This is a genomic window from Thiobacillus denitrificans ATCC 25259, from assembly GCF_000012745.1.
Classification (GTDB): Bacteria; Pseudomonadota; Gammaproteobacteria; order Burkholderiales; family Thiobacillaceae; genus Thiobacillus; species Thiobacillus denitrificans_B.
Genome location: NC_007404.1, coordinates 2,352,050 through 2,364,068, shown reverse-complemented (window position 1 = coordinate 2,364,068; position 12,019 = coordinate 2,352,050). Strand labels below are relative to the sequence as shown.

At 64.4% G+C, this 12,019-nt stretch carries 11 protein-coding genes and 1 pseudogene; 8 read left to right on the top strand and 4 right to left on the bottom strand.

Features of this window, described 5'->3' with window-relative positions; translation table 11 throughout:
- The first annotated feature begins 1 nt into the window (after nt 1).
- Entirely contained in the window at nt 2–769 is a 768-nt protein-coding gene (phnP, locus tag TBD_RS11485) for a phosphonate metabolism protein PhnP (protein WP_011312800.1), read from the top strand.
- A 100-nt stretch (nt 770–869) separates the two neighbouring features.
- On the opposite strand, the pseudogene TBD_RS15305 reads toward phnP, so the two are convergent.
- From TBD_RS15305 to metE, 3 genes and pseudogenes are all read right to left on the bottom strand, one after another.
- Nucleotides 870–1,088, bottom strand: a pseudogene (locus tag TBD_RS15305) (hypothetical protein); the annotation flags it as partial.
- Nucleotides 1,089–1,113: 25 nt separating this feature from the next.
- On the bottom strand, nt 1,114–1,869 hold the full coding sequence (locus TBD_RS11480) for a DUF2238 domain-containing protein (protein WP_011312799.1): 756 nt from the start codon (nt 1,867–1,869) through the stop codon (nt 1,114–1,116).
- A gap of 202 nt (nt 1,870–2,071) precedes the next feature.
- Nucleotides 2,072–4,390 carry a 5-methyltetrahydropteroyltriglutamate--homocysteine S-methyltransferase gene (gene metE / locus TBD_RS11475; RefSeq protein WP_011312798.1) on the bottom strand — a complete coding sequence of 773 codons (2,319 nt, stop codon included), beginning with the start codon at nt 4,388–4,390 and terminating at the stop codon, nt 2,072–2,074.
- Nucleotides 4,391–4,496: 106 nt separating this feature from the next.
- Here metE and TBD_RS11470 point away from each other — a divergent pair, with 106 nt between their 5' ends.
- The 7 genes from TBD_RS11470 (at nt 4,497) to TBD_RS15020 (ending at nt 10,587) form a co-directional block, all read left to right on the top strand.
- Complete coding sequence (locus TBD_RS11470; protein WP_011312797.1) at nt 4,497–5,426, top strand: LysR family transcriptional regulator; 930 nt, start codon at nt 4,497–4,499, stop codon at nt 5,424–5,426.
- Between the two features lie 687 nt (nt 5,427–6,113).
- A complete protein-coding gene (locus TBD_RS11465) occupies nt 6,114–6,962 on the top strand; it encodes an adenylyl-sulfate reductase (RefSeq protein ID WP_011312796.1) in 849 nt (282 codons plus the stop codon).
- 48 nt (nt 6,963–7,010) lie between these two features.
- A complete protein-coding gene (gene aprB, locus TBD_RS11460; protein WP_011312795.1) occupies nt 7,011–7,493 on the top strand; it encodes an adenylyl-sulfate reductase subunit beta in 483 nt (160 codons plus the stop codon).
- Nucleotides 7,493–9,361 carry an adenylyl-sulfate reductase subunit alpha gene (gene aprA, locus TBD_RS11455; protein WP_011312794.1) on the top strand — a complete coding sequence of 623 codons (1,869 nt, stop codon included), beginning with the start codon at nt 7,493–7,495 and terminating at the stop codon, nt 9,359–9,361. Before aprB ends, aprA begins: the two co-directional genes overlap by 1 nt.
- 99 nt (nt 9,362–9,460) lie before the next feature.
- Nucleotides 9,461–9,850: a hypothetical protein gene (locus TBD_RS11450; protein ID WP_011312793.1), complete on the top strand. Its 390-nt coding sequence runs from the start codon at nt 9,461–9,463 to the stop codon at nt 9,848–9,850.
- 15 nt (nt 9,851–9,865) lie between these two features.
- The gene (locus TBD_RS11445; protein ID WP_011312792.1) at nt 9,866–10,375 is read left to right on the top strand and encodes an FKBP-type peptidyl-prolyl cis-trans isomerase; all 510 of its coding nucleotides are present in this window, start codon (nt 9,866–9,868) and stop codon (nt 10,373–10,375) included.
- 50 nt (nt 10,376–10,425) lie between these two features.
- On the top strand, nt 10,426–10,587 hold the full coding sequence (locus TBD_RS15020; RefSeq protein WP_187147195.1) for a hypothetical protein: 162 nt from the start codon (nt 10,426–10,428) through the stop codon (nt 10,585–10,587).
- 129 nt (nt 10,588–10,716) lie between these two features.
- Here the strand turns inward: TBD_RS15020 and TBD_RS11440 are convergent, their stop codons facing one another.
- Nucleotides 10,717–11,970, bottom strand: coding sequence for a sensor histidine kinase (locus tag TBD_RS11440; RefSeq protein ID WP_202943205.1), 1,254 nt, complete (start codon nt 11,968–11,970; stop codon nt 10,717–10,719).
- Nucleotides 11,971–12,019: the final 49 nt, after the last annotated feature.

The window sequence follows — 12,019 nt, the reverse complement described above, 5'->3', positions numbered from 1 at the left end:
CATGCGCGTGACGTTTCTCGGTACGGGTGCCGCAGGCGGTGTGCCGCTTTACGGCTGCGATTGTCCGGCTTGCACGCGAGCGCGGGCGGTGGTCGACTTTCGTCGCCAGCCTTGTACAGCACTTATAGAAGCTGGCGAAACCCGCATTCTGCTGGATGCCGGCCTGACCGATCTCGCCGAGCGATTCCCGTCCGGCAGCCTGTCGGCCATCGTGCTGACCCATTTCCATCCCGATCACGTGCAGGGTCTGTTTCCTCTGCGCTGGGGAATCGGTAAAAATATTCCAGTCTACGGCCCGCCAGATTCAGAAGGCTGCGCTGACCTCTACAAGAATCATGGCCTCCTCGAATTCCGGCGGCTCAGCAAGTTCGAGCCGGTCACGATCGGCAATCTGGTACTGACGCCGTTGCCCTTGATCCATTCGAAGGCAACGTTTGGCTACGCTATCGAAGACACCGACGGCCAGCGCTTCGCTTATCTGACCGACACCGCGGGCCTTCCGCCGCGGACGGAAGCGTTCTTGAAAAATTGGCGGCCTGCATCGTTCGCCTTGGACTGCAGCTATCCACCGCAATCCGATTTGCCGCGCAACCACAACGATTTGACTCTCGCCCTGACGATTGCGGAAACCCTCGCGCCAGCCAAGGTCTGGCTGACCCACGTCAGCCACGAACTTGACGCTTGGCTACTAGAGAACATCGGCGATCTGCCACCGCACATGGCTGTTGCCTATGACTCACAAGTCGTATCGGATGCAGGCTTTCTATAGCAATGCCGATAAGAGGCGCGACGTGAGTGCCGCCGCATTGCGGACATTCGTGAGGGGCCGGGCACTCATCAACCGTCTGCTTCGGCCGAATATGAGGCATTCACCGCAAGCCCGCTGAATTTCCCTTTCCGGTCCATCGCTGGCCTGGCGGCCGAGGACGGATCCCGACACGCCATGCTAATCCCGCCCGCAGCGCCCTCGCCGCCGCAACCATGCTCCCCAAAGTCGGGCACCTCATTCCACTGCCGCGTCTTGAGGTCGCAGTCGGGTTGACCCACAGGCGTTCTGTGGGGATGCGCTCGGCGGCCTTCCTGATCAGGTCTTTGCGACGAAGACCGCGGGGATCAAGCGCGGCGCTTGAGCATGCGTGCCAGCGCATACTCGCCCAGCGGCCGCGGCTCCTTTACCTTGAGGCTCTGCGCCCATTCCTCGGCGAAGTCGCGTTGCAGCGTGCGGTTGATGGCGTAGGTGATCAGCATGGCGATCAACGCGCCAAGGCTTGCAAGCGCCATGTCCTTGTGCGCGTCCCAAACGTCGCCCTGGGTGCCGAGGTAGGCGACGCCGAGGCCGCCGCCGAACAGTTCGGCTGCCGCCCACTCGAAGAGCTCGAACATCGCTGACGTGGACATGGTCAGGTCGAGCGGCAGGAAGTAGCCCCAGAAGCCCCGTACCGCCGCCACGCGCAGGAAGATTTCGCGCACCGGGTAGGCGATCAGCAGGCCATACAGAAAGTGCACGACCCGGTCGAAATTGTTGCGCTCCCACCCCAGCACGTCGTTGAGGCTGACTCCGCTGACGGCCATGAACCAGTCGTCGTACGGCACCTCGGCGTAGGTGTAGTGCGCGCCGACCTCGTGCAGGCAGAGGAACAGAAATATCAGCGTGTACGATATGCGCGACAGGGGCAGCCGCCTGTAGCTCAGGGCGATCGCCAGCACGAACACGACGACCAGGGCGTTCTCGAGCGCCCAGTCGTCGCGGTATAGCGGATCGATCGCGAGCGCTATCCACAGCAGCGCGAACAGCCCGCTGAGGATCAGGAGATACCTGCGGTGTGTGCGGCGAGGATCGTCGATTGCAGCTGCGTTGTCGCTGACCATGACCTGTCGTGGAGTCGGTTGTTCGGGTTATGCGCCCGGGGTGGCTGGCTGAGCTTGAGCCCGAAGCCGAGCGATCAGGTCCGACGACATCCCCTGGAAAGCTTCATTCGTTGTCATGGGCGCCTCCCTGGGGCATCCGCAAGCCCACGCATCATAGGCCGGTGGCCTGCGGGGCCGCAAGGCGCTGGCCGGCCTTGCGGGGTTAGCCTGCGCGTCCTGTCTCCTGCCATCCCGCCCGCAATGTCCTCGCCGCCGCAACCATGTTCCCCAACGCCGGAATCACCTCGTTCCACTGCCGCGTCTTGAGGCCGCAGTCCGGGTTGATCCACAGGCGCTCCGCGGGGATGCGCTCGGCGGCCTTTTTGATCAGGTTGACGATGTGCTGCGGCGTCGGGATGTTGGGCGAGTGGATGTCGTAGACGCCGGGGCCGATTTCGTTCGGATAGCTGAAATGATCGAAGGCGTCGAGCAGTTCCATGTCGGAGCGCGAGGTCTCGATGGTGATGACGTCGGCGTCCATCGCGGCGATCGCTTCGATGATGTCGTTGAATTCCGAGTAGCACATGTGGGTGTGGATCTGGGTTTCGTCGGCGACGCCGTTGGCGGCGATGCGGAAGGATTCGACGGCCCAGCCGAGGTAGGTTTTCCATTGCGACCGGCGCAGCGGCAGGCCTTCGCGCAGCGCGGCCTCGTCGATCTGGATCACGCGCACGCCGGCCTTTTCGAGATCGGCCACTTCGTCGCGGATCGTGAGGGCGAGCTGTTTGCACGACTCCGCGCGCGGCTGGTCGTCGCGCACGAAGGACCAGTTGAGCAGCGTCACCGGGCCGGTCAGCATGCCCTTCATCGGCTTCTCGGTCAGCGACTGGCCGTACCGGGTCCACTCAACGGTCATGGGGCGGGGGCGGCGCACGTCGCCGAACAGGATCGGCGGCTTGACGCAGCGTGAGCCGTAGGACTGCACCCAGCCGAAGCGGCTGAACGCGTAGCCGTCGAGCTGCTCGCCGAAATATTCGACCATGTCGTTGCGCTCGGCCTCGCCGTGCACGAGCACGTCGAGCCCCAGTGCTTCCTGCGCGCGCACGCTGTGTGCGATCTCGTCCTGCATCGCGGCGCGGTAGGCGGCGTCGTCGATCTCGCCGGCCTTAAAGCGGCGGCGTGCCTGGCGGATTTCGGCGGTTTGCGGAAACGAGCCGATCGTCGTGGTGGGGAACCGGGGAAGCCTGAGGTGGGCGGCCTGCTTCGCGGCACGCACGGCGTAGGGGCTCTGGCGCGCACCGGATTGCGGCGTGATCGCGGCGACCGCGGCTTTGACCGCCGGGTCGTTGACGCGCGGCGAGTTGCGGCGCGCGTCGCACGCGGCGCGGTTGGCAGCGAGCTCGGCGCTGACCGTGTCGCGGCCGTGGTTCAACGCGGCGACCAGCACGCGCAGTTCGTCGAGCTTCTGCTTCGCGAAGGCGAGCCAGGACTTGATCTCGCCGTCCAACGCATCTTCGCTGTCGAGGTCGACCGGCACATGCAGCAGCGAGCACGACGGCGCGATCCACAGGCGCTCGCCGAGGCGCTCGGCGACGGGTTCGAGCCAGTCGAGCGTGGCGCCGAGGTCGGTCTTCCAGATGTTGCGGCCGTTGACGACGCCGAGCGAAAGGACCTTGTGCGCGGGCAAGAGGCCGAGGAGCGGCTCGACGTCGTCGCGGCCGCTGATCGCGTCGACGTGCAGACCGGCGACGGGCAGGGTGGCGGCGAGGTAGCGGTTTTCGAGGAGCTGGCCGAAATAGGTCGCGAGCAGCAGCTTGACCCGGCTCGCCTTGAGCGCGTGATAGGCGCGATTGAAGGCGTGTTGCCATTCGGCGTTGAGTTCGGTGACGAGCAGCGGTTCGTCGATCTGCACCCATTCCGCCCCGGCGCCAGCCAGCGCCTCGAGCAGTTCGACGTAGACCGGCAGCAGGCGGTCGAGCAGGCCGAGTTTGTCGGAGCCGTCCTTGGCCTTGCCGAGCGCAAGGTAGGTCACCGGGCCGATGATCACGGGCTTGGCGCGCACGCCCGCCGCTTGCGCTTCGGCCAGTTGCGCGAGCAGGCGCGACGCGTCGAGCTTAAATGACGTGGAAGCCGCGAATTCGGGGACGATGTAGTGGTAGTTGGTGTCGAACCACTTGGTCATCTCGCCGGCGGCCACGCCGCTGCACGCAGCGCTGCAGCAGTGCGTCTCGGCGATGTCGGCCGAGCGGCCGCGGGCGACGCGAAAGGCATTGTCGAGCGGGTGGCCGTCGAAACCCTGCACGCGTTCGGGCAGGTTGCCGAGCGTGAAACTCATGTCGAGCACCTGGTCGTAGAAGGCGAAGTCGCCGACCGGCACGAGGTCGAGCGCGGCCTGATCCTGCCAATGGCGGCGGCGCAGGTCCGCGCCGACCGCTTCGAGCGCGTCGCGCGAGGATTCGCCCTTCCAGTAGGACTCGAGCGCGAATTTGAGTTCGCGCCGGGCGCCGATGCGCGGGAAGCCGAGGTTGTGGGTGAGAGCCATGGCGGGATACCTTTTTTGATGGAACGTGGAGGCATCCTAGGCAAAACGGTACATGAACAAAAATGGTATGTTCTCATCCATCGATGAATAACACTCATGGAACGTCATGGCCGCTCTCGAACGCATCCATCTCGAAATCGTCCGCGCGGTCGACCAGCACGGCTCGCTGACCGCCGCCGCCGAAACGCTCCACCTCACCCAATCGGCCTTGAGCCACGCGGTGCGCAAACTCGAGGATCAGCTCGGGCTCGCGGTCTGGCACCGCGAGGGACGCAGCCTGCGGTCGACACAAGCGGGCGCCTACCTGCTGTCCATAGCCAATCGGCTGCTGCCGCAACTCGAACGCGCCGAGGCCCAACTCGACCAGTTCGCCCGTGGCGAGCGCGGCACGCTGCGCATCGGCATGGAATGCCATCCCTGCTACGCGTGGCTGCTGAAGATTGTGTCGCCCTACCTGGCCGCGTGGCCTGCAGTCGACGTCGACGTGAAGCAGAAATTCCAGTTCGGCGGCGTCGGCGCGCTGTTCGCTTACGAGATCGACCTGCTCGTCACGCCCGATCCCTTCGACGCGCCTGGCCTGCGCTTCGAGCCGGTGTTCGACTACGAGCAGGTGCTCGTCGTCGGCCCCGGCCACCCGTTGCGCCGGGCCGCCTACGTGCGCCCGCAGCAACTCGCCGACGAGACGCTCATCACCTATCCGGTGGAGACCGACCGGCTCGACATCTACACGCGCTTCCTCACGCCGGCCGGCGTCAGCCCCCGGCGCCACAAGACCATCGAGACCACCGACATCATGCTGCAGATGGTCGCCAGCGGCCGCGGCGTCGCGGCGCTGCCGCGCTGGCTCGTCGAAGCGCAGGCCGACAGCTTCGACGTCGCCGCGGTCAGGCTCGGTCGCCGCGGCATGGCCAAGCAGATCTTCGTGGGTTTGCGCGAGGCGGATGTGGAGATCGACTACCTGCGCGCATTCGTCGAGTTGGCGCGCGGCCGCGCGACGCGTTCGGGGCGCGGAAAGGAGCGCGCGCGCGGCTCTTGAGTTCTGCGCGAGCCAGCGCCGCTCGGGCGAAACCGCATCCGCCGCCAACCGGCCACAGGCGACTACCCCCGCCTCGCCGCCGAAAAAATCCGGCGCGGCAACGTCGGGGTGGGGTGGTTGTTCAGCGCCTCATGCTCGGCGCCGTGAGGGCGACCTGGACGCCGGCGAGGCGTGTCGTTTTGCGTTCCAGCGGGGCGCCGCAGGAGGCTCACGTCGGCGCGGCGTGCGGGTCAGGGTGGATTCGAGACCGGGGCGGTTCGAAAGCACCCCGGAGGTCTTGCCGCGGCGGCTTGGGGAACGACCGGCCGTTAGCGGCACCGCTGCGCCGAAACGAGGGCCCGACGCGGGCACCCGCACCGAGCCATTGTCAGACATCTCCTACACAGCCATGCACCACTATCCGCTGTCGGCGGCATCCCGATGGACCACACTGTAGCTAGCGGTTAGTCGGCACGACCTCTGGCGGCGCGCGTGATCGAGGGCGCCCGCTGTTCTGAAAGAGACCGGCCGTTCTGGAGACGTGAGGCGTTCGAGGGCAGCGGAAAATCCGTGCACGCTGTTCGGTGGCCGGCAGATATCCGTGAACTGCGGTCCCATACACGAAATCGCCAAGCTATCCCCGCTGCATCTTCAAAGCTCGCACAGATGTCGTGTTCGTATTCCTGAGATCGGAGGAGACCCGAGCCCATGATCGACAGTAACCCCTTTGCCGAACTCGCCGCCTTCATCTCCCCGACTGCGATGCAGGCCTACGTCGTACTGATGGTTGTTCTTGTGGCGGTCGGGACGATACTCGACATGCTGCACAAGAAGAGCGGCCAATACTTTTTCGAGAATGCCAGGCGGGCCAAAAGAAACGCGACGCGCACGCTAAGTTCGGGCGAAAAAGGCGCACTGGCCTTGAAGACACTCGGCAAGGAGGTGCTGACCTCGGGCGAATTCAACAATCCGAAGCGCCGCATTTCCCACCTCCTCACGATGTACGGCTTCATCATTTTCGTCGTCACCACGGCGATCCTGATCTTTGCCTATCCGACCCCGGACGATCCTGCGCCAACCGTCGTGCCGCTGCTTTGGCACCTGGGCGCCGCCATGCTGGCCTTCGGGGGTTACTGGTTCTGGTTCAGCATCCGCGTCGACGTCGCCTCCGAAGGCGTCAAGTGGTATCAGCTGAACGGGCGCGGCGACCTTTTCATCGTCGGCCTGCTAGGCATGGCGACTTTTGCGCTGCTCTGGTCGTTCACCCGGGACGTCGACACGCTGGGCACGCTGTTTTTCGTGCTCTTCGTCGCGTTCAGCACGCTGCTCTTCGGCTCGGTGTACTGGTCCAAGTTCGCCCACATGTTCTTCAAGCCCGCGGCCGCGTTCCAGAAGCGCGTCATCAAGGCCGACGGATCGAGGGAGAACATGCCCGCCGTCTACGATCCGTCGGATCCCGACGTGCAGGCGAGGTTTCCCGATGTCCCAGCCTACATGGGCCCCAACCCGCCCAACATGGGACTGGGCATCAAGCGCGAAGCGCCGAGCCATTTTTAACGGGCTGAGCCACCCCCGAACCGAGCCCACAGAATCGAGAGGAGCCCCATGCCTACCTTTGTGTACATGACGCGTTGCGACGGCTGCGGGTACTGCGTCGACATCTGTCCCTCGGACATCATGCACATCGACAAAGTCACACGGCGCGCCTACAACATCGAGCCGAACATGTGCTGGGAGTGCTATTCGTGCGTCAAGGCCTGCCCCATGGACGCGATCGACGTGCGCGGCTACGCCGAGTTCGCGCCGCTGGGCCATTCGGTGCGCGTCCGCCGCGACGAAGAAAAAGGCGTCATCGCCTGGCGCATCAAGTTCCGCAACGGCGAAAAAGACATGGAGCTGCTGGCGCCGATCACGACCAAACCCTGGGGCAAGCACATCCCGCAACTCGCCGATGTGCCCGCGCCGAGCCAGGCGATGCGCGACAGCCAGCTGCTGTTCAACGAGCCCAAATACATCCGCCTGGACGAAGGTGATCTGCACACGCTGGCATCGAACGGTCTCGTGATGAAAGAGGGGGTGTACTACTGATGGCTTACAACACGGTGGTCGAAGACAACATCGACATCCTCGTCGTCGGCGCGGGCCTCGGCGGCACGGGCGCTGCATGGGAAGCGCGCTACTGGGGCCAGAACAAGAAAATCGTCATCGCCGAAAAGGCCAACATCGACCGGTCGGGCGCGGTGGCCCAGGGTCTCTACGCGATCAACTGTTACATGGGCACGCGCTGGGGCGAGAACAAGCCTGAAGACCACGTCCGTTATGCGCGCATGGACCTGATGGGCATGGTGCGCGAAGACCTGCTGTTCGACATGGCGCGTCACGTCGATTCCGCCGTCCACCAGTTCGAGGAGTGGGGCCTGCCGATCATGCGCGACCCCAAGACCGGCCACTACCAGCGCGAGGGGCGCTGGCAGATCATGATCCACGGCGAATCGTACAAGCCCATCGTCGCCGAGGCCGCCAAGAAATCCGCCGACAAGGTTTACAACCGGATCTGCGTGACCCATCTGCTGATGGACGACGCCAAGGAGAATCGCGTCGCCGGCGCGGTCGGCTTCAACGTGCGGACTGGTGATTACCACGTCTTCAAGTCGAAAACGGTCATCGTCGGCGCGGGCGGCGCCTCCAACATCTTCAAGCCGCGCTCGGTGGGTGAAGGCGCGGGCCGTGTCTGGTACGCGCCGTGGTCGTCGGGCTCGGCCTATGGCCTGATGATTCAGGCCGGCGCGAAAATGACCCAGATGGAAAACCGCATCGTGCTGGCGCGATTCAAGGACGGCTACGGTCCGGTGGGCGCCTATTTCCTGCACCTCAAGACCTACACGCAGAACTGCAACGGCGAAGAGTACGAGTCGAAGTGGTTCCCGGCGCTGACCGAAATGGTCGGCAAGGAATACCTCGACACCGAAGGCCAGCATCTGTCCCACAAACCGATTCCGACCTGTCTGCGCAACCACGCCTTCATCTCCGAGGTGAACGCCGGTCGCGGGCCGATCCACATGGTGACCATGGAGGCGTTCCAGGATCCTCACCTCGAGGAGATCGGCTGGCACAACTTTCTCGGCATGACCGTGGGTCAGGCCGTGCTGTGGGCGGCGACCGACGTCAATCCGAAATATGAAAACCCCGAACTGACCACCTCCGAGCCCTACGTGATGGGCTCGCATGCGACCGGCTGCGGCGCATGGTGTTCAGGACCCGAGGACGTCTCCCCGCCGGAGTACTACTGGGGCTACAACCGCATGACCACGGTCGAGGGCCTGTTCGGCGCGGGCGATGCCGTCGGCGGCACGCCGCATGCGTTCTCGTCGGGTTCGTTCACCGAAGGCCGGCTGGCCGCCAAGGCGGCGTGCAAATACATCGACGATGGCAAGGCCGAAGGCATCCGGGTGACCGATGAGCAGATCCAGCGCCGTCGCGAAGAAATCTACAAGCCGATGGAGCATTACCGGATCTTCCGGAACGAAATCACGGCGGGCAGCGTCAACCCCAATTACATCAACCCGCGGCAGGGCCTCGACCGCCTGCAGAAACTGATGGACGAGTACTGCGCCGGGGCGACGGTCAACTACATGACCAACGACAAGCTGCTGCAGATCGGCCTCAAGAAACTCAAGCTCATGGAAGAAGACCTGGAGAAGGTGGCCGCCGAAGACATCCACGAACTGCTGCGTGCCTGGGAGTTGAAGCACCGCCACCTCACCTCGGAGGCGGTCATGCAACACACCCTGTTCCGCAAGGAAACCCGTTGGCCCGGTTACTACTACCGGGGCGATGCGATGAAGCTCGACGACGCCAACTGGCACGTCCTCACGGTCTCGCGACGCGACCCCGCGACGGGCGAATACACCATGGAAAAGGCCCCGTGCTACCACCTGGTCGGTGCGGGCGAGTAAGCCGCAGTTCCGGTCGGCGCCTGGGTGTGCGCCGCCTCACGGCGCTCACTTTTTTTGCGTGTTTTTCAAGCGACCCAGCGACCCTATCAGGAATGACCCATGAGCAGCTCCGTCGTCCAGGCCACACCCCAGACCACCCTGAACATCATCGACCACACGGACGAGGAGATCCTGGCGCTCGCCCACCCGATGTGGAACGACCTGATCAAATACTCCACCCTGGGGCAATACGGCAAATTCATCCGCAGGTTCTCCTACGACCTGCTGCTCGGTCTCAACGAAGTCGAGCTCGGCAAACAGTTCGCCAACAGCGAACTGGCTCGAAGCCTGCGCAAGGACTGGGATTACCTGGGCATCATCCGCAGGGGCCAGCACGTCACGGTGCTGTACCGCGTCCGCAGCACCAAGCGGGAAGGTGAATGGCTCGGGCGGCTGGTGCTGGGCTATGAACAAGGCGAGGTGCGCATCTTTGCCGCCTCCATATTCTGAACGGCCGGACACCTCATGAAAGCCATCATCGAAGCCAACAAATACGTCGAACTGACCTACAAGGTCATCGACCAGAAAACCTGCCAGGTGCTGACGCAGGTCGAGTTTCCGCTGGGCTACGTCCACGGCGTCAACGAGATATTGTCGCCGCGCGTCATGGACGCGCTGGAAGGCAAATCCGAGGGCGACGTCATCGAGGTCCCCATCGACTGCAACGACATCTATGGCCCGCGCGATGAATCCCTCGTGATCATCGAAGCGATCGCGAACGTCCCCGAGGCCTACCGCGAAGTCGGCACCGCCATCCTGATGGAAAACGACGCCGGGCAAACCAAAAGCTTTCTGGTGACGCGGGTCGACCACAGAACAGTGACGATAGACGGCAACAACCCGCTGTGCGGCCGGCAGGTCGTTTTCAAGCTCGAGATCCTGATGGTGCGTGACGCCACCGACGCGGAAATCCGCTACGGTGGCAAGGTGGAAGCGCCGCCAGACCTCAACAACTGTCGCGCCGTTCCCGTTTGACTGGCGTTGAAGCCGCCTGTTTCCGAGTCCCATTTTTTCGAGAGGTCATCATGAGCGAACCCACCAAAACCAGGCGTCCGGTTCCCGAAGGCAAATCGCGCTTCGTGACAACGCGGCAAAAACCGCCGAACGAGAAGGGCTACGTCGGATACGAGACCGTCTGGGAGCCGTTCCATAAAGAAGTCAAATACACCACGCCTAAGAAGCCGTGAATCGATGGCGCGAATCTGACCGGTCGCGCGCGTCGTACTGATTGACCCGAGCGGGGCTTGGAGACGGGTGTACCGCCGGACGGAGCTTCAGCTTGAGGAGTTCGAGGGCCCGCTGTTCGCAGGCCAAAGCTACCGCTCGGCTGACCTCTTTCCTGCGCCGGATCGACCCGGAGTGGGCAGAGCGCAATTCGACGCCGCCCCGCCGCTTGCCGCCGCCTTTGTGTCGCCATGCTTGTCGTCTTCGGCAGGCTGCGCCCGCGGAAGCCGGGCCGTGAACGTCGTGCCTTCCTGTGCTGTCGAGACGACGTCGACGGTGCCCCCGTGCGCGACGACGATCTCGCGCACGATGTACAAGCCCAGCCCGACGCTGCCCGGGACGCGCCGCACAGCCGCGTCCGGCGCGTAGCGCACCAGCGGATCGAAGATCGTCGCCAACAGCTCCGACGGAATCGGCGCGCCTTCGTTGTGCACGGCTAGTACGGCGGTAGCCCCTTCTGACGCGAGCGACAGCCCGACTGCCCCTGTTTCAGACCCGTGTTGCAGTGCGTTGCCCACCAGGTTGGAGACCACCTGGCGAAGTCGGCCCGCATCCCAATGGCCGGCGAGATCGCCGTCGGCGTGGAAGCGAAGCGTGCGCCCGGGGTGCGCGGTGCGAGACGCGTCGACCACTTCGCGGCCGAGTCTTTCCAGATCCACCGGCCCGCGCGTCAGGGGCATGGCGCTGCCGAGGCCGGTCGATGCGAAGTCGATCAGGTCGTCGATCAGCCGTCTGATCGCGTCCGCGTTCGTCTCGATCTGCGACAGGAGGCGGCTAGCCTTCGCGTTTCCCTCTGCACTACGCGATATAACCAGAGCGGCCATGCGGATGCAGGTCAGCGGGTTGCGCAGGTCGTGGCTGAGGACCGCGAGAAACATGCGGCGCGACTGATCCACGCGCCTGCTGTAGCTGCCAACGGCCGTGGCGAGCGACTGATCCATCGACTCGTTGAAACGCGTGATGTCGTCGATGTCGTCGATGTCCGGCTGCGGGAGACTCTCGCGCCAGAGGCGCAGCACGCTGGCGCGCAGTGCGCGGTATTCCGAGACCACCTCCAGGATGTCGAAGCCCGAGCCGGCGCGCCCGACGCCGTGCAGTGCCGACGCGTCGTCGAGCCGCTCGCTCTCCGCGCCGCCAGCACCACCGTGCCCTTGAGACTTGCTCGTCTGTTGGACGCCGCTCTGGCCGACCTGCATGTCGCGCGCCGCCGCCAGAAGGATCGACTCCGCATCATCGCGCAGCGCAAGCTTGGTCATCTTCGCGCCCGGCGCGAGGCTCCCCGCGAAAGCCTCCCACTCGCTGAGGATCGGCTGGACGTTCTCCAAAATGAATTCCCTCAGTCGCATCGAATCCTCCGTCGAGAAAAGGGCCGATTTCCCGTGAGGGCGGGAAATT

What these genes read in the sequence shown, in the direction of transcription:
- TBD_RS11445 (WP_011312792.1), top strand. Translation starts at nt 9,866, where the DNA reads ATGAAAGCCATCATCGAAGCCAACAAATACGTCGAACTGACCTACAAG.
- phnP (WP_011312800.1), top strand. Translation starts at nt 2, where the DNA reads ATGCGCGTGACGTTTCTCGGTACGGGTGCCGCAGGCGGTGTGCCGCTT.
- TBD_RS11465 (WP_011312796.1), top strand. Translation starts at nt 6,114, where the DNA reads ATGATCGACAGTAACCCCTTTGCCGAACTCGCCGCCTTCATCTCCCCG.
- TBD_RS11450 (WP_011312793.1), top strand. Translation starts at nt 9,461, where the DNA reads ATGAGCAGCTCCGTCGTCCAGGCCACACCCCAGACCACCCTGAACATC.
- TBD_RS11480 (WP_011312799.1), bottom strand. Translation starts at nt 1,869, where the DNA reads ATGGTCAGCGACAACGCAGCTGCAATCGACGATCCTCGCCGCACACAC.
- aprA (WP_011312794.1), top strand. Translation starts at nt 7,493, where the DNA reads ATGGCTTACAACACGGTGGTCGAAGACAACATCGACATCCTCGTCGTC.
- TBD_RS11470 (WP_011312797.1), top strand. Translation starts at nt 4,497, where the DNA reads ATGGCCGCTCTCGAACGCATCCATCTCGAAATCGTCCGCGCGGTCGAC.
- TBD_RS11440 (WP_202943205.1), bottom strand. Translation starts at nt 11,970, where the DNA reads ATGCGACTGAGGGAATTCATTTTGGAGAACGTCCAGCCGATCCTCAGC.
- aprB (WP_011312795.1), top strand. Translation starts at nt 7,011, where the DNA reads ATGCCTACCTTTGTGTACATGACGCGTTGCGACGGCTGCGGGTACTGC.
- TBD_RS15020 (WP_187147195.1), top strand. Translation starts at nt 10,426, where the DNA reads ATGAGCGAACCCACCAAAACCAGGCGTCCGGTTCCCGAAGGCAAATCG.
- metE (WP_011312798.1), bottom strand. Translation starts at nt 4,390, where the DNA reads ATGGCTCTCACCCACAACCTCGGCTTCCCGCGCATCGGCGCCCGGCGC.